Source organism: Stenotrophomonas sp. LARHCG68, from assembly GCF_052871705.1.
The window spans coordinates 278508-304312 of record NZ_JBIXJV010000001.1; the positions used below are offsets into that span (position 1 = coordinate 278508).

General features: G+C 68.3%; 22 protein-coding genes and 1 riboswitch. Of the genes, 14 read left to right on the forward strand and 8 right to left on the reverse strand.

Annotation, left to right across the window (positions count from 1 at the left end; all coding sequences use genetic code 11):
* Window positions 1-542: 542 nt before the first annotated feature.
* From ACIPR8_RS01205 to ACIPR8_RS01225, 5 genes are all read right to left on the reverse strand, one after another.
* Window positions 543-1064 (reverse strand): DUF411 domain-containing protein, encoded by a 522-nt coding sequence (locus ACIPR8_RS01205; RefSeq protein WP_192287736.1) that lies wholly within the window; start codon window positions 1062-1064, stop codon window positions 543-545.
* A gap of 56 nt (window positions 1065-1120) precedes the next feature.
* Entirely contained in the window at window positions 1121-1429 is a 309-nt protein-coding gene (locus ACIPR8_RS01210) for an EF-hand domain-containing protein (protein ID WP_165931215.1), read from the reverse strand.
* Window positions 1430-1487: 58 nt separating this feature from the next.
* Complete coding sequence (locus ACIPR8_RS01215; protein WP_446539908.1) at window positions 1488-2522, reverse strand: copper resistance protein B; 1035 nt, start codon at window positions 2520-2522, stop codon at window positions 1488-1490.
* Window positions 2519-4318: a copper resistance system multicopper oxidase gene (locus ACIPR8_RS01220; RefSeq protein WP_446539909.1), complete on the reverse strand. Its 1800-nt coding sequence runs from the start codon at window positions 4316-4318 to the stop codon at window positions 2519-2521. The genes ACIPR8_RS01215 and ACIPR8_RS01220 overlap by 4 nt, the downstream gene beginning before the upstream one ends.
* 127 nt (window positions 4319-4445) lie before the next feature.
* Window positions 4446-4805, reverse strand: a complete 360-nt coding sequence (locus tag ACIPR8_RS01225; RefSeq protein ID WP_313252295.1) for a CopL family metal-binding regulatory protein — start codon at window positions 4803-4805, stop codon at window positions 4446-4448.
* Window positions 4806-5095: 290 nt separating this feature from the next.
* Here ACIPR8_RS01225 and ACIPR8_RS01230 point away from each other — a divergent pair, with 290 nt between their 5' ends.
* From ACIPR8_RS01230 to ACIPR8_RS01240, 3 genes are all read left to right on the forward strand, one after another.
* Window positions 5096-6217: a PLP-dependent cysteine synthase family protein gene (locus ACIPR8_RS01230; RefSeq protein ID WP_446539910.1), complete on the forward strand. Its 1122-nt coding sequence runs from the start codon at window positions 5096-5098 to the stop codon at window positions 6215-6217.
* A 36-nt stretch (window positions 6218-6253) separates the two neighbouring features.
* Complete coding sequence (locus ACIPR8_RS01235) at window positions 6254-8281, forward strand: M3 family metallopeptidase (protein WP_446539911.1); 2028 nt, start codon at window positions 6254-6256, stop codon at window positions 8279-8281.
* A 132-nt stretch (window positions 8282-8413) separates the two neighbouring features.
* Window positions 8414-8791, forward strand: a complete 378-nt coding sequence (locus tag ACIPR8_RS01240) for an SH3 domain-containing protein (RefSeq protein ID WP_446539912.1) — start codon at window positions 8414-8416, stop codon at window positions 8789-8791.
* A 159-nt stretch (window positions 8792-8950) separates the two neighbouring features.
* Here ACIPR8_RS01240 and fabB read toward each other — a convergent pair whose 3' ends face one another.
* Both fabB and fabA read right to left on the reverse strand, forming a co-directional pair.
* Window positions 8951-10159, reverse strand: coding sequence for a beta-ketoacyl-ACP synthase I (gene fabB, locus ACIPR8_RS01245; RefSeq protein ID WP_446539913.1), 1209 nt, complete (start codon window positions 10157-10159; stop codon window positions 8951-8953).
* Entirely contained in the window at window positions 10159-10674 is a 516-nt protein-coding gene (gene fabA, locus ACIPR8_RS01250; RefSeq protein WP_132865737.1) for a 3-hydroxyacyl-[acyl-carrier-protein] dehydratase FabA, read from the reverse strand. The genes fabB and fabA overlap by 1 nt, the downstream gene beginning before the upstream one ends.
* Window positions 10675-10885: 211 nt before the next feature.
* Between fabA and dinB the strand changes: the two genes are divergently transcribed.
* The 8 genes from dinB (at window position 10886) to ACIPR8_RS01290 (ending at window position 20911) form a co-directional block, all read left to right on the forward strand.
* Window positions 10886-11974 (forward strand): DNA polymerase IV, encoded by a 1089-nt coding sequence (gene dinB / locus ACIPR8_RS01255; protein ID WP_446539914.1) that lies wholly within the window; start codon window positions 10886-10888, stop codon window positions 11972-11974.
* 270 nt (window positions 11975-12244) lie between these two features.
* Window positions 12245-12895, forward strand: coding sequence for a phosphoglycolate phosphatase (gene gph / locus ACIPR8_RS01260; RefSeq protein ID WP_446539915.1), 651 nt, complete (start codon window positions 12245-12247; stop codon window positions 12893-12895).
* A gap of 248 nt (window positions 12896-13143) precedes the next feature.
* A complete protein-coding gene (locus ACIPR8_RS01265; RefSeq protein ID WP_446539916.1) occupies window positions 13144-15387 on the forward strand; it encodes a TonB-dependent siderophore receptor in 2244 nt (747 codons plus the stop codon).
* 11 nt (window positions 15388-15398) lie between these two features.
* Window positions 15399-16391, forward strand: coding sequence for an alpha/beta hydrolase-fold protein (locus ACIPR8_RS01270; protein ID WP_225591817.1), 993 nt, complete (start codon window positions 15399-15401; stop codon window positions 16389-16391).
* Window positions 16392-16524: 133 nt separating this feature from the next.
* Complete coding sequence (locus ACIPR8_RS01275; RefSeq protein WP_446539917.1) at window positions 16525-17931, forward strand: YncE family protein; 1407 nt, start codon at window positions 16525-16527, stop codon at window positions 17929-17931.
* Between the two features lie 129 nt (window positions 17932-18060).
* The gene (locus ACIPR8_RS01280; RefSeq protein ID WP_446539918.1) at window positions 18061-19104 is read left to right on the forward strand and encodes a heme/hemin ABC transporter substrate-binding protein; all 1044 of its coding nucleotides are present in this window, start codon (window positions 18061-18063) and stop codon (window positions 19102-19104) included.
* A 32-nt stretch (window positions 19105-19136) separates the two neighbouring features.
* Window positions 19137-20144: a FecCD family ABC transporter permease gene (locus tag ACIPR8_RS01285; protein ID WP_446540612.1), complete on the forward strand. Its 1008-nt coding sequence runs from the start codon at window positions 19137-19139 to the stop codon at window positions 20142-20144.
* On the forward strand, window positions 20141-20911 hold the full coding sequence (locus tag ACIPR8_RS01290) for a heme ABC transporter ATP-binding protein (protein WP_446539919.1): 771 nt from the start codon (window positions 20141-20143) through the stop codon (window positions 20909-20911). The genes ACIPR8_RS01285 and ACIPR8_RS01290 overlap by 4 nt, the downstream gene beginning before the upstream one ends.
* A gap of 110 nt (window positions 20912-21021) precedes the next feature.
* Here ACIPR8_RS01290 and btuB read toward each other — a convergent pair whose 3' ends face one another.
* Window positions 21022-22881: a TonB-dependent vitamin B12 receptor gene (gene btuB / locus ACIPR8_RS01295; protein ID WP_192287723.1), complete on the reverse strand. Its 1860-nt coding sequence runs from the start codon at window positions 22879-22881 to the stop codon at window positions 21022-21024.
* Between the two features lie 118 nt (window positions 22882-22999).
* A riboswitch (cobalamin riboswitch) is annotated at window positions 23000-23236 on the reverse strand.
* A 138-nt stretch (window positions 23237-23374) separates the two neighbouring features.
* Between btuB and cobT the strand changes: the two genes are divergently transcribed.
* The 3 genes from cobT to cobS are packed head-to-tail and all read left to right on the forward strand — an operon-like array spanning window position 23375 to window position 25757.
* Window positions 23375-24445 carry a nicotinate-nucleotide--dimethylbenzimidazole phosphoribosyltransferase gene (gene cobT / locus ACIPR8_RS01300; RefSeq protein ID WP_446539920.1) on the forward strand — a complete coding sequence of 357 codons (1071 nt, stop codon included), beginning with the start codon at window positions 23375-23377 and terminating at the stop codon, window positions 24443-24445.
* Window positions 24442-25029 (forward strand): histidine phosphatase family protein, encoded by a 588-nt coding sequence (locus tag ACIPR8_RS01305; RefSeq protein WP_446539921.1) that lies wholly within the window; start codon window positions 24442-24444, stop codon window positions 25027-25029. Before cobT ends, ACIPR8_RS01305 begins: the two co-directional genes overlap by 4 nt.
* Window positions 25026-25757, forward strand: a complete 732-nt coding sequence (gene cobS, locus ACIPR8_RS01310) for an adenosylcobinamide-GDP ribazoletransferase (RefSeq protein WP_313252282.1) — start codon at window positions 25026-25028, stop codon at window positions 25755-25757. Before ACIPR8_RS01305 ends, cobS begins: the two co-directional genes overlap by 4 nt.
* The last annotated feature ends 48 nt before the right edge of the window (window positions 25758-25805 follow it).

Genomic DNA, 25805 nt, shown 5'->3' on the forward strand with positions numbered 1-25805 from the left:
CGGCCTGGGAGTCTCCCTTCTCCCGCTTGCGGGAGAAGGTGCCCCACAGGGGCGGATGAGGGGAGCGTTTGCTTCTGCGTGCTTCAACAGCGCCCTCACCCCAACCCCTCTCCCGCGAAGCGGGAGAGGGGCTTGAGCAGAACGCCAGGGCACGCACTGCCTGGGAGTCTCCCTTCTCCCGCCTACGGGAGAAGGTGCCCCGCAGGGGCGGATGAGGGGAGCGTTTGCTTCTGCGTGCTTCAACAGCGCCCTCACCCCAGCCCCTCTCCCGCATGCGGGAGAGGGGCTTGAGCAGGAAGCCGAGGCACGCACTGCCTGGGAGTCTCCCTTCTCCCGCGTGCGGGAGAAGGTGCCCCGCAGGGGCGGATGAGGGGAGCGTTTGCTTGCACGTGCTTCAACAGCACCCTCACCCCAACCCCTCTCCCGCAAAGCGGGAGAGGGGCTTGAGCAGCAGGACTGCAGCCACTTCCTGCCACGAACAGCCGGTCTCTGCCATTTCCCTTCTCCATTGCGGAGAAGGGCTTTTTCATTCGGCCACGAATTCACTCGTGTCGCGAGAACTCACTCAGGCTGCCGTCCTCGGCCAGCAACGCGACGGTGAACGGCTGGCGATAGCCATCCGGCGACTCCATGCCCGGCGAGCCGATCGGCATGCCTGGCAACACCAGCCCGCGGGCCTTCGGCCGCTCGGCCAGCAGCTTCTGGATCGCGGAGACCGGTACGTGGCCTTCCACCACGTAGCCATCGATTTCCGAGGTATGGCACGACATCATGCCCTCGCCAATGCCCAGGCGTTGCTTCACCGAGGCCATGTCGCTGGTGTCATGGATTTCCACCGGGAATCCGGCTGCCTGCATGTGCTCGGCCCAGCCGCCACAGCAGCCGCAGTTGGGGTCCTTGTGCACCTTCACCACCGGCAAGGTGGCGCGTGCGGGTACGGCGTCGACCGTTGCGTTGGCCGCCTTGGCGGCAGGCGCGGCCGGTGTCGCGTTGCAGGCGCTGACCAGCAGCGTGCTGGCGGCCAGGGCGAGGGCGGGCAGGGCGCTTGTTGAAAGCAGTTTCATGTCATTGAACTCCGTCGGGATTGCCGCGCCGGTGGTGTGCCGGCGCGGCCAAGGGCTTACAGCATGGACATGCCGCGCTTGAACTCGTTGAGGTCGAGCTTGCCGTCACGGTTGGCATCGCTCATGTCGAAATGCGGCAGCAGTGCATGCCTGGCCGGCAGTTCCTGGCGGGTGAGGGCGCCATCGTTGTTGCTGTCCAGGCGCTTGAAGGTCGCCTCGACATCGCTTGCCGCCGCGTTGGTGGCCGGCTTGGCGGCGTGTGCGCTGTGGTCGTGCGCGGCGTGGCCCGCATGCTGGGCCTGGGCGAGGGTGGCCGGTGCGACAGTGGCGACGGCGATGAGCAGCAGGGTGTGCAGGATCTTCATGGGATGTTCCTTGGATGAGGTAGGTGCTGGCGCGCACGTCGCACGCCAGCGATGGCGGTCAGAACCAGAAGCGGATACCGGCCACCCAGCGTGATTCGCGGGTACCTTCGCCGGCATCGCGATGGATGTCAGCGGTGCGGCCGAACTTGCGCTCATGCACGAAGCCGACGTAGGGCGCGAAGCGACGGGTGATCTCGTAGCGCAGGCGCAGGCCGGCCTCGACATGGCCCAGCCCGCTGCCCACGCCGCGGCGGGGATCGTCATCGGCGGCGATGCTGGCTTCGATCACCGGCTGCAGGATCAGGCGGTTGGTCAGCAGCACGTCGTACTCGGCTTCGACGGCGAGCTCGGCCTTGCGGGTGCCACCGAGGTAGGCCATCGCCGAGACTTCGAACTTGTACGGCGACATGCCCTGGAAGCCGATCGCCGCGCGGGTCAGGTCCGGTATCTGGCGGCCGTTGTCGTGGCGGACACCGGCCACGGCGTCCCACCACGGTGAGATCGAACGTCCGTACAGCGCATCAACCGACCAGTCGCCGAGCTTGCCGTCGCTGCGGCTGCCTTCGCTACGCACCCACAGGCGATCAATGTCGTTGCCGAACCAGGCATTGACGCCCCACGACTGGCCGCTGCCCTGGTCGTTGTCCCAGCCCTCCAGGTGGTCGAACACCACCAGGCTGTTGAACGCCGGTGCATGTTCCATCGCATGCGGCTTCAACACCGGGAACGCGGCGGCGTGATCCTCGGCCGTCGGCACCGGGATCGGCTCGCGGGGGGTATCGCCGGCGGCCTTCGCCGGCATGGCGTGCCCTGCATGTGCGTCGTGGTCCATGGCCGACATGTCATGGCCGGCATGCGGGTCCTGCGCCGGCGGTTGCGGCATCACATGCCCGGCGTACGGGTCGTCCTTCGGCGCCGCCGGCATCACGTGTCCGGCATGCGCATCGGCGTTTGCCTTCGGTGGTGCATGGCCGGCGTGTGGATCCGCGGCCGGACTCATCGTCGTGCCGTGTCCGGCATGCGGGTCCTGGGCGAATGCGGTGCCGCTGGCAGCCAGCGCGATGAACAGCAAGGTGTGGGAGATCGTCTTCATGCCTGGATCCTCACTTCGCGCATCATCCCCGCTTCCATGTGGTACAGCAGGTGGCAGTGGAAGGCCCAGCGGCCCAGTGCATCGGCACGCACGCGGTAGGTGCGGCGGGTGCCCGGCGGCATGTCGATGGTGTGCTTGCGCAGCTGGAACTGACCGTCGGCGTCCTCCAGGTCGCTCCACACGCCGTGCAGGTGGATCGGGTGCTGCATCATCGTGTCGTTGACCAGCACGATGCGCATGCGCTCGCCGTAGTTCAGGCGGATCGGTTCGGCACCGCCGAACGGGATGCCGTCGAAGTTCCAGGCGAACTTCTCCATGTGGCCGGTGAGGTGCAGCTCGATCTCGCGGCCGGGCTCACGGCCATCCGGGTCCTCGAACAACGAGCGCATCGCACCGTAGGTGAGCACCTGGCGGCCGTTGCCGCGCAGGCCGATGCCCGGGTCGTCCAGCTTCGGTTCGGTGGCCGCGGTCCGCATGTCCACCAGCGGGTTGCCCGCCTCGCTCGGCTTGTGCTTCGGCGCCTTGTCACCACCGCCGTGCGCGCCGTGGCCCATGGCTGCGCCGCAGCCACCTTCCATGCCCTTGCCCATGTTGGCGCCGCAACCGCCTTCCATGCCGGCATGGCCGCCGCCGCCCATGTCATGGCCCATGTCGCCCATGGTCAGCAGCGGGCGCGGGTCCAATTGCGGGATCGGCGCCTGCAGGCCGTGGCGTACCGCCAGGGTGCCGCAGGCGTAGCCGGTGCGGCCCATGTCCTGGGCGAACAGCGTGAACGCATCCTGCCCGGTCGGCTCGACGATCACGTCGAAGGTCTCGGCCGGCGCGATGCGGAACTCATCGATGCTGACCGGATGGATGTACTGGCCGTCGGCCGCGACCACGGTCATCTTCAGGCCCGGGATGCGCACGTCGAAGTAGGTCATCGAGGCGCCGTTGATGAAACGCAGCAGCACCTTCTCGCCGCTGCGGAACAGCCCGGTCCAGTTGCCCGCCGGCGCGGTGCCGTTCATCAGGTACGTGTAGGTGTGGGCATTGATGTCGGAGATGTCCGAAGGCGTCATCCGCATCCGGCCCCACATGCCGCGATCGGCCAGGGTGGCGCGCAGGCCATCGGTGCGGGCATCGCGCAGGAAGTCGCCGACGGTGCGCTGGTAGGTGTTGTCGTGCATCGGCATCTTCTTCATGCGCCGGTGCAGGGCATTGGGGTCCATGTCCGTCCAGTCCGAGAGCATGACCACGTGCTCGCGGTCGAAGTGGTACGGCGGTGGTGCCAGCGGGTCGACGATCAACGCGCCGTACAGGCCGGCCTGCTCCTGGAACAGCGAGTGGCTGTGGTACCAGTAGGTGCCCGATTGCTTGAGCTGGAAGCGGTACTGGTAGGCCTCGCCCGGTGCGATGCCGTTGAAGCTCAGGCCCGGCACGCCGTCCATGTTGGCCGGCAGCAGGATGCCGTGCCAATGGATCGAGGTCATCTCATCGGTGAGCGTGTTGGCCACGCGCAGGTTGACGGTATCGCCCTCGCGCAGGCGCAGGATCGGCGCCGGCAGCGAGCCGTTGACGGTGATCGCACCGCGGGTGCGCCCGGTGAAGTTGACCGCCGAGCGGCCGATGGCGAGCTGCAGATCGGTGCCGCGCAGTTCGGTGGCACCGGTGGCCATGGCGACAGGGGTACGGGCGAGGGCATCGGGGATGCGCCCCAGCCCGGCACCGGCGACCACGCCGCCCAGGGCCAGGCCCTGCACGAAGCGGCGTCGCGACAGCGCCGAGCGCGAATCGGAAAGGAAATCGGATGACATGTGGAACTCCCGGCCATGCCCGCGCATCACGATGCGTCGCGGCATGTCCTGAACAGATCAAGGAAGCACCGCGGCAGGGCCGTGGCGCAGGCATCTGCATACCGGCGCGCGGGGCGCCAGCGGGAGATCAGGCGATGGGAGGCCGGTTCAGCTGGCCGGGGGCCACGTCGTAGCGCGAGGGCACCGCTGGCACCGGCGCGAGCGTGTGGCGGGGATTGCCCAGGCGGGCCATGGCGGTGGCCGGCAGCATGTTGCAGTGCTGCTTGCAGTCGCAGTGGTTGCCGTCGGCACAGGAGGATGTGGTGGCGTCGCTCCCGTCGTCGGCGCATTGCAGGCTGGCTTCCTCGTGACAGCAGTCGTGGCCGGCGTCCATGGTCATGGCCATGTCGTCCATCGGCATCGCCATCACCGTCGCAGACCATACCGACCCGACCGCACCGGCGATCAGGGAAAGGCACAGCAGCAGGGGCAGCAGGATGCGCGGCACGGGCTGGGGTCCGGGAACAGGCCTGAACCATACCATTTCAGTGTGAAGAAAGGCCTGAATGGTTTGTCGGGTTTCGGGTGTGCGCGAAGGGCATACGCCTTCCCGGCCCTCCCCTTGGCTGCGCCAAAGGGAGGGGGCGGAAAGGCGGCATTGTGACGACCTCGCAGGTCGATGGCTTTGCCCCCTCCCTTTGGCGCAGCCAAGGGGAGGGCTGGGGAGGGGTGGCTTCCAGCGTCGAACCATCCCCCAGCCGGTAGAATTCCCGGCACTCTTCACTGAAGTGGCGTTCCATGTCCCAGCGTGCATGGGTGGCGTCGGCCATCCGCAAGATCGAAGCCGATTTCAACCGTTCGGCCGACACTCACCTGATCCCGATGGACCTGCCGGGTTTCCCCGGCATCGACCTGTACCTGAAGGACGAGTCCAGCCACCCCACTGGCAGCCTCAAGCACCGCCTGGCGCGTTCGCTGTTCCTGTACGCGCTGGCCAACGGCTGGCTGCGCGAGGGCTGCCCGGTGATCGAGGCCTCCAGCGGTTCCACCGCGGTGTCCGAGGCCTACTTCGCGCGCCTGCTCGGCCTGCCGTTCATCGCGGTGATCCCGGCCAGCACCTCGCCGGAGAAGATCGCCGCCATCGAGTTCCACGGTGGCCGCTGCCACCTGGTGCAGCGCGCCTGCGACCTGAACTGCGAATCGGAGCGCCTGGCGCGCGAAACCGGTGGTCACTTCATGGACCAGTTCACCTACGCCGAGCGCGCCACCGACTGGCGCGCCAACAACAACATCGCCGAATCCATCTTCAAGCAGATGGCCGAGGAGCCGCACCCGGTGCCGGAGTGGATCGTCTGCAGCCCCGGTACCGGTGGCACGGCCGCCACGCTCGGCCGCTATGTCAGCTACCGCCGCCACGACACCCTGATCCTGTGCGCGGACCCGGAAGTGTCGGTGTTCTACGACGGCTACTGCGCGGCATTGGCCGGCGACGATTGGCGCACGCTGACCTGCGAGGGCGGCTCGCGCGTGGAAGGCATCGGCCGCCCGCGGGTGGAGCGCAGCTTCATCCCGACCAGCGTGGACGCGATGGTCAAGGTGCCCGATGCGCTGAGCCTGGCGGCGATGCGCCACGTCAGCGCCACGCTGGGGCGCCGGGTCGGCGGTTCCACCGGCACCAACTTCATCGGCGTGCTGTACGCCGCGCAGCAGATGCGTGACGCCGGCCGCAGCGGTTCCATCGTCACCATCCTGTGCGATGCCGGCGAACGCTACGCGCACAGCTACTACAACCCGGCCTGGTATGAGCAGCAGGGCATCGACATCGCCGCCGCAGATGCGCGCATCGCCGCCGCCGTGGCCGGGCAGGGCGTGCTGCCGCTGCCTTGTGCCTGGCTGGAAGCGTCGCCATATCAGGCGTGAAGCCGGCCGGGCCGGCGCTGTTTTCCCAGGATGACCATGAACACCAACCCCCTGCTCGATTTTTCCGGCCTGCCGCGTTTTGACGCGATCCGCCCGGAGCACGTCACCGCGGCCATCGACACCCTGTTGGCCGAGGCCGAGGCGGCGGTGAAGGCCGCCGAGACGGTGGCGCCGGTCAGCTGGGACAGCTTCGTGACGCCGCTGGACGACGCCACCGAGCGGCTGTACCGCGCCTGGGGCCAGGTGTCGCATCTGCAATCGGTGGTCAACACGCCGGCGCTGCGCGAGGTGTACAACGCCAACCTGCCGAAGCTCAGCCGTTTCGGCAGCGCGGTGGCGCAGAACCCGGCGCTGTACGCGCAGTACAAGGCACTCGCCACCGCCCCGGAAGCAGGCGCCTACGACGACGCCAGGGCCAAGGTGCTGGCCAACGCCCTGCGTGATTTCCGCCTGGGCGGCGCTGAGCTGGGCGAGGCCGACAAGGCCCGTTTCGCCCAGCTGCAGGAGGAGCTGTCCGGCCTGCAGGCGACGTTCTCGCAGAACGTGCTCGACGCCACCGACGCCTTCGCGCTGTACGTGGACAACGAGGACGAATTGTCCGGGCTGCCGGCCGATGTCATCGCCGTCGCCCGCGCCGCGGCGCAGAAGGACGGCCGCGAGGGCTGGAAGCTGACCCTGCAGATGCCGTGCTACCTGCCGGTGCAGACCTATGCCGACAACCGCGCGCTGCGCGAGCGGCTGTACCACGCCAATGCGGTGCGCGCCTCGGAGTTCGGCGACGCGGCCTTGGACAATGGCGGCAACATCGACCGCATCCTGGCCGTCCGCGCCGAACTGGCGGCGCTGCTGGGCTTTGCCAACTACGGCGAGTACTCCATCGCCACCAAGATGGCCGACGACGCGCTGCAGGTGCTGGGTTTCCTGCGCGACCTGGCGGCACGCGCCAAGCCGTACGCACAACGCGACCGGGCCGAACTGGAAACCTTCGCTCGCGACGAACTGGGCCTGGATGATCTGCAGGCCTGGGACCTGGCCTATGCCGGCGAGAAGCTCAAGCAGGCGCGTTACAGCTATTCCGAGCAGGAGGTGAAGCAGTACTTCACCGAGCCGAAGGTGCTGGCCGGCCTGTTCGGCGTGATCGAGCGGCTGTATGGCCTGACGGTGCAGCCGGACACCGCGCCGGTCTGGCACCAGGACGTGCGCTTCTACCGGCTGGTGGACGCCGAAGGCGCGCTGGTCGGCCAGTTCTACATGGACCTGTACGCCCGCGAGGGCAAGCGTGGCGGTGCGTGGATGGACGACTGCCGCAACCGTCGCGTCACCGCCGGTGGCGTGCAGACCCCGCTGGTGTACCTGGTGTGCAACTTCGGCCGCGGCAGCGACGGCACGCCGGCGACCTTCAGCCACAACGAGGTCACCACCCTCTTCCACGAGATGGGGCATGGCCTGCACCAGCTGCTCACCCGCGTCGGCGAGTTGGCGGTGGCGGGCATCAACGGCGTGGAGTGGGACGCGGTGGAGCTGCCCAGCCAGTTCATGGAGAACTTCTGCTGGGAGTGGGAGCAGGTCGAGGCGATGACCGCCCATGCCAGCACCGGCCAACCGCTGCCGCGCGCGCTGTTCGAGCGCATGCTGGCCGCGAAGAACTACCAGAGCGGCATGTTCACCGTGCGCCAGTTGGAGTTCGGCCTGTTCGACATGCTGCTGCACAGCCAGTACCAGCCGGCGCAGGAAAGCGTGCTGCAGGTGCTGGAGCGGGTGCGCGGCGAAGTGGCGGTGAATTTCCCGCCGGCATGGAACCGCTTCCCGAACCAGTTCAGCCACATTTTCGCCGGCGGCTACGCGGCCGGTTACTACAGCTACAAGTGGGCCGAGGTGCTCAGCGCCGATGCCTATGCGGCCTTCGAGGAAGCACCGGACAAGCTGCAGGAAACCGGCGCGCGTTTCCGCGCCGAGGTGTTGTCGCGTGGCGGCAGCCGCAGCGCCGCGGAGAATTTCCGTGCGTTCCGCGGCCGTGACCCGCAGCTCGACGCGCTGCTGCGGCACAGCGGCATGGTCGCCTGAGCCGGCACCCGGCGGCAGTGACGCCGTGGCACCTGCCTTGGGCGGGCTACGGCGAGGCTTGGCCGGGGTTTCGGTTTCATCCACATTGGGCGTGGCACACTGTGGGGACATTCGCGCCAATTCACATTCACCATGAAAAGGTGGTTCGGCCCCTCCAGGGGCAAGCCCGGTACCGTATTCCGCATCGTGGCCTCGGCCGCGATCATCGGTGTGGTGATGTGGTTCCAGCCGCGCATCAATGAGCCGGCGGCCGAGGTCAGCAATGGCCTGAACCTGCGCAGCGCACCGGACCAGCGCGCCGAGCGCCTGGCGGTGTTGCCGGTGGGCACGCAGGTGGAAGTGCAGCGCTGCCTGGACGACCTGCAATGGTGCAACGTGCGTGCCGCCGGCAAGAGTGGCTGGGTGGCCGCCGATTACCTGGTTGCCCGGAGCGACGGCAAGCGCGTGCGCCTGGCCGAGGCCGGCAAGCAGATGGGCGTGGTGATCGAGACCGCGCAGCCGGGTGGTTGAGTGAGAAGGACACCGCCCCCTCCCTTTGGCGAAGCCAAGGGGAGGGTTGGGGAGGGGTAGCACTTCGCGCGATGGTGGTCTTCCAGCGTCGCGGCCCAGGCCGCTCCTACGAAAACAGCCGCTTGCGCGGCTGTTTTCGTGCATCCACAACGGAACGGATCACACCCGGCCGAAGATCAGCGTGGCGTTGGTGCCGCCGAAGCCGAAGCTGTTGGACATCACCGTGTCCAGCGTGGCCTCCTGCGTCTGGCGCAGGATCGGGAAGCCTTCGGCACGTTCGTCCAGCGTTTCGATGTTGGCCGAGCCGGCCATGAAACCGTCGCGCATCATCAGCAGGCAGAAGATCGCCTCGTGCACGCTGGCCGCACCCAGCGAGTGGCCGGACAGCGCCTTGGTCGAGGACAGCGGCGGCACCGCCTCGCCGAACACCGCGCGCACCGCGCCCAGCTCGGTCACATCGCCCAGCGGGGTGGAGGTGCCGTGGGTGTTGAGGTAGTCGATCGGGCGATCCACGGTGGCCATGGCCATCTGCATGCAGCGCACCGCGCCTTCGCCGGACGGGGCGACCATGTCGGCGCCGTCGGAAGTCACGCCGTAACCGACGAGCTCGGCGTAGATCTTCGCGCCGCGCGCGACCGCGTGGTCGTAGTCCTCCAGCACCAGCATGCCGCCGCCGCCGGCGATGACGAAGCCATCGCGGTTGGCGTCATACGGGCGCGAGGCCACCGACGGGGTGTCGTTGAAGCTGGTGGACAGCGCGCCCATGGCGTCGAACATCACGCTCATCGACCAGTGCAGGTCCTCGCCGCCGCCGGCGAACATGATGTCCTGCGCGCCGTGGCGGATGAGGTCGGCCGCCGCGCCGATGCAGTGCGCCGAGGTGGCGCAGGCCGCCGACAGCGAGTAGCTCAGGCCCTTGATGCTGAAGGCGGTGGCCAGGTTGGCCGACACGGTCGAGCACATCGTGCGCGGCACCATGTACGGGCCCACCTTGCGCACGCCGCGGTTGCGCAGCAGGTCGGCTGCTTCCACCTGCCATTCGCTGGAGCCGCCGCCGGAGCCGGCGATCACGCCGGTGCGCACGTTGCTGACCTGGCTTTCGTCCAGGCCGGCATCGGCGATGGCATCGCGCATGGCGATGTAGCTGTAGGCGGCCGCATCGCTCATGAAGCGCTTGAGCTTGCGGTCTACCTGCGCCTCGATGTCCAGCTCGACCTTGCCGGCCACCTGGCTGCGCAGGCCGGCTTCGGCGTGGTCGGGCATGGCGACGATGCCGGGACGGCCTTCGCGCAGGGCGCTGGAAACGGTATCCAGATCGTTGCCAAGGCAGGACGTGATGCCCATGCCGGTAATGACGACGCGACGCATCAGAAGCTCTCGGTAGAAGTGAACAGGCCCACGCGCAGGTCCTTGGCGGAGTAGATCTCACGGCCATCGACCAGCATGCGGGCATCGGTCTGCGCCATCACCAGCTTGCGGTTGATCACGCGCGCGACATCGATCTCGTACTGCACCAGCTTGGCGCTGGGCAGCACCTGGCCGGTGAACTTGACCTCGCCGCAGCCCAGGGCGCGGCCACGGCCTTCGGCGCCCAGCCAGGTGAGGAAGAAGCCGGTCAGCTGCCACATGGCATCCAGGCCCAGGCAGCCGGGCATCACCGGGTCGCCGATGAAGTGGCAGCCGAAGAACCACAGGTCCGGTTTGATGTCGAGTTCGGCCCGGATCAGTCCCTTGCCATAGGCGCCGCCGTCCTCGCGGATGTCGGTGATGCGGTCGAACATCAGCATCGGGTCGTTGGGCAGGCGGCCCTTGTTGGGGCCGAAGAGTTCACCGCGCGCGCTGGCCAGCAACTGGTCGCGGGAGAACGTGTGCAGACGGGTCATCCGGGGAGTGTCCAAAGCCAGGAACGAGCCGCCGAGCATGCGTCAGCACCTGCGTTCAATCAAATGTTTTAACTGGACGGTTGCGTATGTTCGGCGCAGTTAGCAGCCGTTAGAAGGCTGTTACGGAACGTTTTGAATTGCACAATTGTGAGGACAAGTGTGCATTTAGCGACAACAGCTATCATGTTGGCGACCGTTTCGGACTGTTGTCGTGGCCCAGCTTCGCAAGATCATCCATGTCGACATGGACGCCTTCTATGCGTCCGTGGAGCAGCGCGATGACCCCGGTTTGCGCGGGAAGCCGGTGGTGGTGGCCTGGCGGGGCGCCCGTTCAGTCGTCTGCGCGGCGTCCTACGAGGCGCGCACCTTCGGGGTGCGCTCGGCGATGCCGGCGCTGCGTGCCGAGCGGCTGTGCCCGGACGCGATCTTCGTGCCGCCGGATTTCGTCCGCTACAAGGCGGTGTCCCGGCAGATCCGCGAGATCTTCCTGCAGCACACGCCGTTGGTGGAGCCGCTGTCGTTGGACGAGGCCTACCTGGACGTGACCGACTCGCCGACCTGCGACGGCATCGCCACCGAGATCGCCCGCACCATCCGCGCGCAGATCCGCCAAGCCACCCAGCTCACCGCCTCGGCCGGCATCGCGCCGAACAAGTTCCTGGCCAAGATCGCCTCGGACTGGCGCAAGCCGGATGGACAGTTCGTGGTGCCGCCCTCGAAGGTGGAGCAGTTCCTGACGCCGCTGCCGGTCAACCGCGTGCCCGGGGTGGGCAAGGTGATGGAAGGCAAGCTGTCGGCGCTGGGCATCGCCACCGTCGGCGACCTGCGCACGATCCCGCTGGAGCAGCTGCAGGCCTTGTTCGGTACGTTCGGCGGCAGCCTGTACCGGCGCGCGCGTGGCATCGACGAGCGGCCGGTGGAGCCGGACCAGCCGGTGCAGTCGATCTCCTCGGAGGACACCTTCAGCGAGGACCTGCCGCTGGGCCGGTTCGACGAGGTGATCACGCAACTGGCGGAGAAGACCTGGCGCGCGACGGGGCGCACCGAGCGGGTGGGGCACACCGTGGTGCTCAAGCTCAAGACCGCGCAGTTCCGCATCCTCACCCGCAGCTTCACCCCGGAAGCGCCTCCCTCGTCGGTGGAGGAGCTGCGCGATATCGCATTGGCGTTGTGCCAGCGCGTGCAGCTGCCGGCGGACACCTTGTACCGGTTGGTGGGGGTGGGCTTGTCGGGTTTCCGGGATCGCGAGGATGTGGTGGTGCAGGGCGATCTGTTTCGGAATGCATGGAGTGAAGATTGAAATGAGCGGCGGGTTGATGCCGCAGCGTTGGGCGCTCTCTGCGACACAGCTTCTCCCGCTTGCGGGAGAAGGAAGGGGTTTCAGATTTTTTGCTTCGAGCCCCTCTCCCGCGTGCGGGAGAGGGGTTGGGGTGAGGGGAAGCTTTTAACGGGCGAAGATCAAAAGCGCTCCTCATCCGCCGCTTCGGGGCCCCTTCTCCCGCTTGCGGGAGAAGGGGGAGTTTTCAGGCGTTTCGCTACAATCTTCTGCTTTCGCAAACGGAGTAATGCATTGGCAACGTCGGCAGTGATTTTCGATCTGGATGGCACGCTCGTGGACAGTGCCAGCGATATCGCCGAAGCGGTGAACCGCACGCTGGAAGATCTCTCGCTGCCACGTGTGAGCGAGGCCACGGTGCGCAGCTGGATTGGCGAAGGCGTGCGCAAGTTGGTCACCACTGCGCTCAATGACGCTGGCAGCGAGCGGACGCTGGATGAAGTAATGCCGACCTTCATGCGCCATTACCGCGATTGCCTGCTGCGCAGCCCGCAGTTGTACGAGGGCGTGGTCGAGACGCTGCAGGCACTGCGCCAGCGTGGCCTGCCGATGGCCATCTGCACCAACAAGCCGGCCGCGCTGGTGCCGCCGTTGCTGGAGCACCTGGATATCGCCGGCTTCTTCGCGCACATCATCGGGGGCGACTCGTTGCCGCAGCGCAAGCCCGCGGCCGAACCCCTGCTGCACACCGCGGCCTTGCTCGGGCAGCCGGTGCAGGCCTGCCTGATGGTGGGCGATTCGGCCACCGACCTGGGCGCGGCCGACAACGCCGGCATGCCGATCGTGCTGGTGCGCTACGGCTATCCGCGCGACCTGGACCTGGATGCCACCGATGCGGTGGCGGTGATCGATGCACTGCCGGAGTTGCTGGGCCACATCGCATGACCGGCAGATAGTGCCGGGCCACGCTCGGCAGGCGCTTTCCCGGTACAGCCCGGCACCGCATGGCTGCGCTCCACTCCGCGCGCGGCGCTTTGTCGCACCTGAAAGTTAGTAATAATCATTATCATTTGGTGTAGACTGCTCGTCATTCAGCAGCGCGCCTGGTGTGTGATCCCGGTGGCTGCATCGCGATCCACCGTTCCTCAAGCCGTCGCCAGAGGTTCGCAACCCCACTGTCGAGAGGCTTTGCCATGTCCCGTCGTTCCTCGTCGCGGTTGTCCGCGCGCGCCCTGTTGTCCCGTCGTCGCCCGCTGGCCGTCGCGCTGGCCCTGTCCGCCCTGGTCGCCGGCCCGGCTGCCGCCGAGGGCGTTGCCGCCGCGACCGACATCGACACCGTGCATGTCACCGCCGAACAGATCGCACGCCAGGCACTGGGCACCTCGGTGATCACCTCGGTGGACCTGGAGCGCCTGCCGCCGGCCAACGACCTGTCCGAAGTGATCCGCCGCATGCCGGGCATCAACCTCACCGGCAACACCGCTTCCGGTGCCTACGGCAACTTCCGCCAGATCGACATCCGCGGCATGGGCCCGGAGAACACGCTGATCCTGATCGACGGCCGCCCGGTGAGCTCGCGTGATTCGGTGCGCATGGGGCGCAGCGGTGAACGCAACAGTCGCGGCGACAGCAACTGGGTGCCGGCCGAAGCGGTGGAGCGCATCGAAGTGCTGCGTGGCCCCGCCGCCGCGCGTTATGGGTCCGGCGCTTCCGGTGGCGTGGTCAACATCATCACCAAGAAGCCGACCGGTGACCTGACCGGTTCGCTCACCCTGTACGGCAGCCAGGCCGAGCACAGCGCCGAGGGGGACAGCGAGCGCGTTGGCTTCCAGTTGTCCGGCCCGCTCAGCGAGCGCCTGTCCTTCCGGCTGTTCGGCAACATCAACAAGACCGACCCGGATGCACTGGAACTCAACCAGGACTTTGCCACCGGCGTAACCCCGCCGGCCGGCCGCGAGGGCGTGCGCAACCGCGACATCAGCGGCCTGCTGCGCTACGACATCAACGACGACCACGTGGTCGAACTGGATGCCAGCGTCAGCCGCCAGGGCAACATCTATTCCGGTGAACGCGGCGTCAGCGGCGACGGTTTCCAGCGCCTGAACGACCTGTTCGGCGCGGAGACCAACATCATGCTGCGCCGTTCGTTCGGCCTGACCCATCGCGGTCGCTACGACTGGGGCACCTCGCGCATCACCGCCGCCTACGAGGACACCGACAACACCCGCCTCAACGAAGGCCTGGCCGGCGGACCGGAAGGCTCGATCAACGAGAACGCCAGCTTCTCCACCTCCGAGCTGACCTCCGCGCGGGTGGACGGCGAGATCAACGTGCCGCTGGGCTGGGGTGGCATCGACCAGGTCGCGACGGTCGGCTTCGAATACCGCGACCTGAAGCTGGATGACCCGTACTCGGTGACGCAGAGCTCCAGCAGCGGCGGTGGCATCCCGGGATACAGCGGCGCGCGCACCGGCAAGACCGACCAGCAGTTCGCCGCGGTGTTCATCGAGGACAACCTGTACTTCGGTGACCGCTGGACGGTGACCCCCGGCGTGCGCTTCGACCATCACTCGCAGTTCGGCAACAACCTCAGCCCCAGCCTCAACGTGCAGTTCAAGCTGGCCCAGGACTGGGCGATCAAGGGCGGCATCGCGCGTGCGTTCAAGGCGCCGAACCTGTACCAGGCCAACCCGGACTACCTGTACTACACGCGTGGCAACGGTTGCCCGGTGCTGAGCCCGAACATGGGCTCGGGCTGCTACGTGATGGGCAACGCCGACCTGGACCCGGAAACCAGCATCAACAAGGAGATCGGCATCGAGTGGGCGCCGGACAACGGCTGGCACGCCTCGGTCACCTATTTCCACAACGACTACAAGGACAAGATCGTCGCCGGCCAGGACCGCATCGGCGTGACCAACGACACCAAGGGCCAGGTGTTCCAGTGGACCAATGCGCCGGAGGCGATCATCCGCGGCGTGGAGGGCAACCTGAAGGTGCCGCTGGTCGGTGGTGGCGACGTGCTGTCGTGGAATACCAACGTCACCTGGATGATCGAGAACGTCGACAAGACCACCGACCAGCCGCTGTCGATCATCCCCGAGTACACCATCAACACGTTCCTGGATTGGCAGGTGAACACGCAGCTGTCGTTCATGCTGACCGGCACCTTCTACGGCAAGCAGGAGTCGGCCACGCAGTCCAGCACCACCGGTGCGGTGCTGCCGCCGGACACGCGCGGTGCCTATGACCTGTGGAGTCTGGGTGGCCAGTATCGGATCACCCCGAAGGTGCGCGTGGGTGGCGGCGTGAACAACCTGTTCGACAAGCGCCTGTTCCGCGAAGGCACCACCAGCACCAGCGCCACCGGTGCGGGCGCGGCCACCTACAACGAGCCGGGCCGCAGCTACTGGGTCAACCTGACGGTCGGCTTCTGAGGGCGGTGGCGATGCACAGGGGTACGTACGGCGCGCTGCGCCGTGCCATGGCGGTGATGGCCATGGTGATCATTGCAACGGCGACGCTGCTGGCAGCGCCGCCGTTGGCGGCACAGCAGCGCAATCCCGCACAGGTGATCGGCGAGACGGTGGCCGACCGCAGCTCCGCGCACTACCGCTTCGAGCGGTTCGTGGTGAGCAGCGCCGACGGCAGCCGTCGCTGGCGGGTGAACCTGGGGATCCCGGCCGGCAAGGCGCCGGCCGCGGGTTTCCCGGCGATCTGGATGCTGGACGGCAATGCGGCGTTGATCGAGTTCGATGACAGCGTGCTGGAAGAACTGGCGCGGACCACGCCGAGCCTGCTGGTGTTCGTCGGCTACGACAACCCGTTGCGCATCGACTCGCCGGCACGCACCCGTGATTACACGCCGTTCGCCGATGAAGGCGAGGATGGCACCGTCTCCGGCGGGGGCGCCAATGCCTTCCTGGACGTCCTGGAACGCCAGGTCCGGCCGGAAGTGGCGCGCCGGGCCGCGCTGGACGCCAGCCGGCAGACGCTGTGGGGGCATTCCCTCGGCGGCCTGTTCGTGCTGCACGCGCTGTACACCCGCGCCGGGGCGTTCCAGACCTATGCCGCGGCCAGTCCATCGTTGTGGTGGACGCAGGGCGCGATGCTCGGCGCACCGGAACGGCAGTTCATCGCCAACAATGCCGGCCATCACGCACGCCTGCTGCTGATGCTCGGCGGCGGCGAGCGCACGCCGGACTTCAGCAACCGCGACATGGGCAACCCGCGGGTGCAGGCCCACCTCAAGCGCATCTCCGGCGCGCCCTCCGGGGCCGCCACCGCGCTGGGCACGCGACTGCAGCAGGTGCCGGGACTGGACACCGAGTACATCGAGTTCGACGGGCTCAGCCACGGGCCGATGTTCCGCGCCTCGTTGATGCGCACCCTGCATCGGGTGGCCGGCATCGGCGACCGCAGCGGCGAGCCGCGTCCCTGAGCCGCAACCGCGGCCGACCTTCGCACACGGCGGTCGATGTGCCGCCCGCCAGACAACCCAGGCCGCGTCATGGCCCAGGCAATCACCCCACCCGCACGCCAAGGGCGTGCATCGATCGATGAGGTAATGCGCCATGGCAGTCATCCCTTCCCGTTTCCCGCGCCCGGCCGTGCTCGGCCTGGCCCTGCTGCTTGCGACCGGCGCCGCCGGCGCACAGGTATTCGGCCAGCCCGACGTCGACTTCAAGGGCAGCGTCCGCGCGACCGCGCCGGTGGTGCTGCCGGGCAGTGAAACCGGCATCGAGGGCAGCGGCTTCACGCCGGGGCAGAAGGTCACCCTGCAACGCGGTGACAGCGTGCTCAACGCGCAGCCCTACGTGGCCGATGGCGAAGGCCGGTTCCGGGGAACGTTGCGAATCCCGGCCGATGCGGCCGTCGGCGCGCAACCCATCGTGGTGCGCGCCAGCAGCCCGGATGCGGCGTCGATCTTCGCGCTGAAGGTTTCGCGGGAGGTGCCACTGTCCGGCCAGGAGCGCATCCAGGCCGCCAGCAACCGGTTGGTGCAGGGCCTGTACCAGGTGGCCTACAGCCCCGCGAGCAAGGCCGCGTTCGTGACCAGCGCGGTGGGCCGCCCACCGGTGAAGCAGTCCGAACTGCTCAAGGTCGACCCGGAAACCCTGCAGGTCCTGGCCCGCGTCTCGCCGCAGGCGGCACCGGCCCCGGCCGCGCAACCGGGCCAGCCCGCACGCGAAGGCGGGGTGTTCGCCGTGTACGGCGTCGGCGTGGATGACACCCATGGCAACGTATGGGTGACCAACACCCGCCAGGACACGGTCGCGGTGTACCGCCAGTCGGACCTGGCGCTGGTCAAGCAGTTCCCGGTGGGGGCGGTGTCGCATTCGCGTGACGTGGTCGTCGACCCGCAGCGCAATCGTGCCTATGTCTCGGCGACCGGCGAGGATTTCATCAGCGTGTTCGACACGCGCACGCTGCAACAGCTGGACAACATCACCCTGGCTTCGGGCAAGCGCGGCGAGAGCTTCACCCCGACCAGCCTGGACATCGATCCGGCCACCGGCAAGGTGTACACCGCCAGCCTCGGCTCGGCCGAGGCGGCGATCATCGACGGAGCCGCGGGCAAGGTGGAGAAGGTGATCGCGCTGGGCAACGCGCGCAGCGCGATCGGCGTGGCCTGGAACCCGCTGGCCAAGCGTCTGCTGGTGGTCGCGCAGGGCAGCGATAACCTGCTGGTGGTCGATCCGGAAAGCGGCAAGGTCGAGCACGATGTCTACGTCGGTGCCGGTGCGTTGAACGTGTCCTACAGCCCGGCCACGCGCCTGGCGTATGTCAGCAACCGCGGTGCCGGCACGGTGACGGTGGTGGACGAGGCCGGCAACATCGTCGCCAACCTCGATGGTGGCACCTACCCGAACCACGTCAGCAAGGGCCCGGGCACGGCGATGTTCGCGATCAACAAGTCGCGTGGCGAGGACGATGCCAAGGGTGATCGCATCACCCGCTTCATCCCGACCCGGGAGTAACCGCCACGCCGGCACGCGACGTCGTGCGGGCATGCGGGAGGTGCCGGCGACGGCATCTCCCGCCCTGCCATGAAAGGGCTTGCCGTGGCACGGACCGCGCGCGCAAGCGTCACCAAAGAGGAACCCCTGATGAAGAACCCCACCATCCTGCCAACGGGATTGGGCCTGCTGCTGGCGGTGCTGGCGGTGGGTTGCAACCGTGCCCCATCGCCTACGCCGGCATCGCCCACGCCCTCGGCAACCGCTGGCGGCGGCGCCGATACCGCTGGCTTGCCGCAGGGCTGGAAGCGCGTGGCCGGCCAGGATGTCCCGCAAGCCACGGCGGCCACGCCGCGACTGCCGGCGCGGGTACGCTCCGACGACGGTGCCGAGGTGGAGGTTCGCGACGTCGGCCGCATCGTGGCCGGCGGCGACGACGTGATCGCCGTGCTCGAAGCGCTGGGCCTGGCGGACAACCTTTACGCCGCGCCCGAGCGCTCGGCCACCGCGGCCGGCAAGGCCGCCGAGAAGCATTTCCTGTTCAACCGCACCACCGGCGTGGAAGGCGTGCTCAGCCTGGACGGCAGCCTGTTCCTGGGCAACAGCCTGCGCCGCCATGGTGTGCTGGCCGAGCGCCTGCGTGCCACCGGGCATGCGGCGGTGGTGATCGATGACCTGCAGCCGCCGCCGGACAAGGTGCGCAAGGTGGCCGAGGCGGTCGGGCTGCCCGTGCAGGGGCAGGCACTCGCCATGCAGGTGCAGGCGCAGATGGACCAGGCCGCGGCCATGGCTGCGCACAACCCACGGCGTCCGCGCGTGATCGCGCTGTCGGCCAGCGGTGCGGGAGGATTGCCGACCGTCGCCGGCGCCGACAGCGCGGCCAACCAGCTCATCACGCTGGCCGGCGGCATCAACATCGGCGAGGAGGCCGGGGTGGCCAATTACTCGCAGCTCAGCAACGAGGGCGTGGTGGCGGCAGCACCGGAGGTGATCCTGGTGACCGACAACGACCTGCGCCTGTTCGGCGGTGAAGCCGGGTTGTGGAAGGCGTATCCGACCCTGCGGCATACGCCGGCCGGCGCCGCCAACCGCGTCTGGGTGATGCCGGACATCGCGCTGAAGGCCACCAGCGTGGGCTCCGGCGCGGGCGCGCTCGCGCTGGCGCAGGCCCTGGCCGAACTCGCGCGCGGATGATCGCCGGGCAGGTGCGGCGACCAAACGGTGCGCTGTTGCTGGTGTTATTGGCGGCGGTGCTGCTGGCCGCGGTGCTGCTGTCTTTCGCCGTCGGCCCGCTGAAGCTGCCGCCTGCCGACGTCCTGCAGGCCATCGCCGCCCGGTTCGGGCTGGCCGATCCGCACACGGTCAGTGCCCGCGACATGGGCGTGGTCTGGCAGCTGCGTATCCCGCGTGCGCTGCTGGGAGCGCTGGTGGGTGCGTCGCTGGCGATGGCCGGCGTCGCCCTGCAGGGATTGTTCGGCAACCCGCTGGCCGACCCGGGCATCGTTGGCGTCAGCCAGGGCGCATCGCTGGGTGCGGTGGCCGCCATCGTGCTTGGCGCCGGAACGCTGGGCGCCTGGCTCATTCCCCTCGCAGCCTTTCTCGGTGGCGCTGGTGCCACCACGTTGATCTACCTGTTGGCGCGGCCCGGGCGCGGTGAGGGCACTACCACATTGCTGCTGGTCGGCATCGCCATCGGTGCGGCCTGCTCGGCGGCGGTTGGCTTCCTGACCTACATCGCCAGCGAGAGCGAACTGCAGTCGCTGGTGTTCTGGCAGATGGGCTCGCTGGCGCACGCGCGCTGGAACGACGTGGCAGCGGTGGCACCGGTGTTCCTGGTCGGCTTGCTGGCGCTGTGGCGCCTGGCGACGCCGTTGGACATGCTGGCCCTGGGCGAGCGCCAGGCGCGCCATATCGGTCTGGACGTGCCACGCACGCGGCTACTGCTGGTGGTGTTCAGCGCGCTGCTGGTGGGCGCGGCGGTGGCATTCGCCGGCAGCATTGGCTTCGTCGGGCTGGTGGTGCCGCACCTGGTGCGCATGCTCGCCGGCCCGGGACACCGTTGGTTGCTGCCGCTGTCGGGCGTGACCGGCGCGTTGTTGATCGTGGTGGCCGATACCGCCGCGCGCACGCTCGATCCGCCTTCGGAAATTCCGCTGGGCCTGTTCTCGGCGGCACTGGGTGCACCGTTCTTCCTGTGGCTGGTGCTGCACAGGCGTGGCCGGGGGGCGGCATGAGCACGCCGTTACTGGAGCTGCGCAACGCCGGGGTGATGCGGGGCAATCGCCGGGTGCTGTCCGGGGTGAGCCTGCGCCTGGAAGCCGGCACGCTTACCGCGCTGGTGGGTCCCAATGGCGCAGGCAAATCAACCTTGCTGGCGTTGCTGGCCGGTGATGCCGTGCCAGACCAGGGCAACGCGTTGCTGTCCGGGCGTGCACTGGCGGATTGGCCGGTGCGCGTACTGGCGTTGCAGCGTGCGGTGATGGCGCAGGATCACGTGGTGCGGTTCGCCTTCAGCGTGCACGAGGTGGTGGCGATGGGGCGCTTGCCGCATCCGCCTGACCGCGAACAGGACGCACGCATCACCGCGCAGGTTATGGCCGAAGTGGAGGTGGGTGCCTTGGCCGGCCGCGACGTGCAGACGTTGTCCGGTGGCGAGGCCGCGCGTACTTCGCTGGCACGCGCGTTGGCGCAGCGCACGCCGGTGCTGTTGCTGGATGAGCCCACCGCCGCGCTGGATCTGCGCCATCAGGAGCGCACGTTGCACAGTGCCCGTGAACTGGCCCGGCAGGGGCGCTGCGTGGTGGTGGTGCTGCATGACCTCAATCTGGCCTCGGCCTATGCCGACCGCATCGTGATGCTGTGCGAAGGCCGCATCGCTGCTGATGGCACACCACGCGTGGTGCTGACCCGCGACATCATCGGGCAGGTGTACGGGCAGGCGGTGCACGTGATCGAACATCCCACCCGTGGCGTACCGCTGGTGGTGCCTTGCGACGAATGATCGGCGGGGACTTTGCCGGTAACGCCTCCGCGGAGCACGGCCCTGCTCCATAACACCCAAAAGAATGCCCCGGCGAACCGGGGCATTCTTCATTGCTCGTTACCTGGTGATTACTTGGAGCGGTAACGCAGCGTCAGCTGGTACTCGCGGCCCGGCTGGTTGTACCAGGCAACGGTTTCGTACGCGCGGTCGAACACGTTGGCGGCCTTGGCCTGGACACTCCATGCATCGTTGATGGCGTACTCAGCGCGCACATCCACGGTGCCATAACCGGCCAGACGCACCGTGTTGGCGGCGTTGTCGAAGCGGTGGCCGCTGCCGGCCGCGGTCACGCCCAGGCGCACCGGGCCGAAGCTCTTGTCCACGTCCAGGCGACCGCTGGTGCGCGCGCGGCGGGCCAGCAGGTTGTCGTAGGTGGCCGCGCCGGAGGTGTGGTCGCGCGGGTCGGTGAAGCTGGCCTGGGCGTTGATGTCGAAACCGGCCAGCGACAGGTAGCCGGTCAGCTCGGCGCCGCGGATGCGGGCCTCGGCGACGTTGACGATGTTGAAGCTGCTGTCGTAGCCGATCAGCTGGTCCACGCGGGTTTCGTACGCGTTCAAGGTCCAGTTCCAGTTGTCGGCGTACTGCGCGATGCCGATGTTCAGGCTCTTGGACTCTTCCGGCTTCAGGTCCGGGTTGCTGAAGCCCGGGTAGTACAGGTCATTGAAGGTCGGTGCCTTGAAGCCGGTGCCGGCGCTGGCGGTCAGGCGGAAGCCGTTGCCGAAGGCGAAGCCGTAACCCAGGCTGCCGGTGGTGTGGTTGCCGAACTGCTCGTTGTCGTCATTGCGCACGCTGGCCTGCAGCGAGTGCGCGCCGAACTGGCCCTGGTACTCGACGAACACGCCGAGGTTGTCGCGGTCCCCGATGTCGTAGGCGGTGGAGCTGGTGACCTTGTCGTTCTGCCAATCGGCACCGGCGGTCAGCTGCTGGCCTTCGGCGAACTGGAAGTCGCCCTGCACGCTGGCGGTGTCGCGACGGGTGTCGAAATTGCTGGCGAAGGTGCGGCTGCCGTTGGCGGCGAAGTAGTTATCGGCCTGGTCGCGGTTGCGGCCGACCTGTGCGGTCAGCTGGAACGCATCGGACGCGGCCCATGCCAGCTTGCCGCCGTAGACCTGCTGGCGGTTGTCGGCCTCGTTGCCGCCGAAGATGCTGCCGTCGTATTCGTTGAAGCTGTCGGCGTTGAGCACGTGGCCTTCCAGGCTCAGCGTGTCGGTCAGCGCATAGCCGCCGCGCACGTTGATGGAGGTGTTGCGGTAGCCGTCGCGGTCCGGCTCATCGGCGAAGCAGCCAGCGCCCCAGCCAGCGGCGGTGCCGCGGCAGGCATTGATGCCATCGGTCTTCTGGTAGCCGCCCTGGGCCGAGATCCAGCCGCGCTCGCCACGGTTGCTGAAGCCGGCGCTGGCCTGGCGCAGGTTGTTGCTGCCGGCGGTGATGGACAGGTTCTGCTGCAGGCCCTGGCCGGCGGTGCGGGTGAAGATCTGGATCACGCCGCCGATGGCCTCGGAGCCGTACAGGCTCGAACGCGGGCCGCGCACGATTTCAACGCGCTCGATCTGGTCCACCGGCAGGTCCTGCAGTGCGGCCATGCCGCTGGTGGCCGAGCCCACGCGCACGCCATCCACCAGCACCAGCACCTGGTTGGAGTTGGTGCCACGCAGGAACAGCGAGGTGATCTTGCCGGTGCCGCCCTGGTTGGCGAAGTCCAGGCCGGCGCGGCCGCGCAGCAGCTCCAGCACCGAGTTGGCCTGGCTGCGGTCGATCTGGTCGCGGTCGATCAGCTGCACCGGGACCACGCTGGCCTCGACGGCAACCGGGGTACGGGTGGCGGTGACGGTGACGTCGTCCAGGTCGGTGGTCCTGGACTGCGCGGCGGCAACGGCCGGCAGCGCCATCAGCACGGCGAGGGAGAGGGTGTGGTAATGCAGTTTCATGCTTGCTCCTGGGCCTGCGCGCTCCCGCGCAGACAAACGGGTGGGGCTGCCAGGAGAGGGAAGGGACGGAAGCAGGCGCGCACACGGCGCCGCAGCCGCCGCCATGCCCTCCGCATCGCAACCAGTCGGCTTTCGGGCCGGTCTCCGGACTCGCAGGCGAAGCAGCATGGCTGCTTCCGACCAGGCGCCTTCCCGTGCCTTGCACAGTGGCGGTGTTGCCTGGCCTTGTCCTGCTTACCGTTGCGGGGGCAGCGCCGGAATGGCGACAGGCTGGATATCCAGCCGTGCGCGGCACCGGCTTCCCGTTTCAACCCGCCAGCATGGCCGGTGGGTCACCCGAAAGTGCGCGCATTCTATGCCATTGGCCCTGACGGTGCCCGTGAATGCACATCACGCCCTGATGCGCGGTGTCCCGGGGTTCCCTGGCGTGGCGGTCCGCAATCCCGTGGCGGCGGCTAAAATGCCCGATTGCCTTGGCAGTATCGGAACACTCGTGACAGAAACATGGTTCGGGCAGGCCTGCGGGCTGCCTTCGCAGGAGCACCGGCAGCAGGCCATCGTCCGCCAGCGCCAGCTGACCAAGCCGGAAGGCGCGCTGGGCCGGCTGGAAGCCTTGGCCATCGAACTGGCGGCGCTGCAGGGCACGCCGCAACCACAGGCCCGGCGGGTACCGGTGCTGGTGTTCGCCGGCGACCACGGCGTGGCCGCGCAGGGCGTCTCGGCCTATCCGGCCGAAGTCACCGTGCAGATGCTGCACAACTTCGCCGCCGGCGGTGCCGCCATCGCGGTGCTGGCGCGTGAGCTGGGCCTGCCGTTGCACGTGTGGGACGTGGGCAGCCGCGCCACGCAGCCGATCGCCGGCGTGGTCAGCGACAAGCCCCGACCGGGCACGGACGACTTCAGCGTCGGGGCGGCGATGTCCGCGGCGGATCTGCACGCGGTGTTCGACGCCGGCCGCCGTGCGGTGGATGCGGCCTGTGCCGACGGTGCCGACCTGTTGGTGTTCGGCGAGATGGGCATCGGCAACACCACCGCCGCCAGTGCGCTGGCCGCCGCGCTGGGGCCGCTGCCGCTGGAAGACCTGGTCGGTGCCGGCACCGGCTTGGACGCGGTGCGCATGGTGCAGAAGAAGAACATCATCGCCCGCGCGCTGGCCCTGCACGGCGAGGCGATCAACGCTGCGGCATCGCCCGGGATGGAAGCCCTGCAGCGCGTGGGTGGGCTGGAGATCGCCGCGATCAGCGCGGCGATGATCCACGCCGCGCAGCGCAGGGTGCCGGTACTGGTGGATGGCTTCATCGTTTCGGCGGCGGCGCTGGCCGCGGTACGCATCAATCCGGGCGTGCGCCCGTGGCTGCTGTTCTCGCACCAGTCGGCCGAGCGTGGCCACCTGCACCTGCTGGACGCACTGCAGGCACAGCCGCTGCTGTCGCTGGACCTGCGGCTGGGCGAGGGCTCCGGTGCGGCGCTTGCGTTGCCGCTGGTGCGCATGGCGTGCGCGCTGCACAACGGCATGGCCACCTTTGCCGAAGCGGCGGTCGCCGATCGGGAGGGCACGCCATGATCCTGGACCTGATGCGACATGCCTCCACCGGCCGCTCCGGCCACCTGGACGGCCGGAGCGACCCGCCTTTGGTCGACGGCGCGATGGATGCGCTGTACCGCAGCCATGCCGGCATCGGCTGGAGCCGGGTGATCAGCTCGCCGCGCCGACGCGCGCTGGACACCGCGCATGCATTGGTGGCCGGCAGCAACCAGTTCTGCGAGATCCACCCGGACTGGGCCGAACTGGATTTCGGTGACTGGGACGGCCTGCACTTCGACCAACTGCCCGCCGAGCAGCTGGCCGCGTTCTACGAGGAACCGCACGACACGGTGCCGCCCAATGGCGAGTCGTGGCCGCAGTTCCAGGCGCGCGTGGAGGAGCAGCTGCATCGCCTGGTGGACGAGGACGACGGTGACGGCCAGCCGGTGCTGGTGGTCAGCCATGCCGGCGTGCTGCGGCTGGCGGTATCGCGCGTGTGCGGCATGCCGTTGTCGGTGTTGTGGGCGATGCGCATCGACTATGGCACCCGCGTGCGCCTGCGCGTGGAGCGCGGCGACGATGGCCGCCTGTGGGGCGAACTGCTGGAGTTGCGGCAGGCATGAGCATGCGCCGGCTGGTCCTCGCCATCCAGTTCCTGACCCGGCTGCCGACGCCGCAGGTACGGGACTTCCGCCAGGAGGACCTGAGCCGTTCGGCGGTGTACTACCCGTTGGTGGGAGCGATCATCGGCGTCCTGCTCGCGCTGCCGCTGTACGGCTTCGCCGACCGTCCGTGGCTGGCCGGGGTGCTGACCCTGCTGGTCTGGGTGTGGGTGACCGGCGCGCTGCACCTGGACGGGTTGGGCGACGTGGCCGACGCCTTCGGCGCATCGCATCGCGATCCGCAGCGTTTCCTCGAGGTCCTCAAGGACCCGCACATGGGCGTGTTCGGCGTGGTCACGCTGGTGATGCAGCTGCTGCTCAAGTTCGTGCTGCTGACCGAACTGGCGGTCAGCCCGCTGTGGTACGGCATCGTGCTGGTGCCGGTCTGGGCCCGCTGGGGCACCTTGTGGTGGAGCCGGCGGTTGCCCTCGCTGCATGGCGCCGGCATGGCCGAGCGGTTTTCATGGCAGCTGAGCCTGCGTTCGATGTGGCTGTGGGCGGTGCTGCTGGCGGTGATCACCGCGATCGTCGCCTGGCCGTTGCTGGTCGCCCTGCTGCTGGTGCCACTGGTGGCGTTGTACTGGCGTCGCCGGCTGGGGGGCATTTCCGGCGATTGTCTGGGCGCCAGCGTCGAGGTCACCGAAACGATGCTGCTGGCGGTGCTGGTGGTAGCGGCAGGCGTGTCCTGACAACACACGGTGTCGCAGGAGCGGCCTTGGCCGCTCCTGCATACAAGC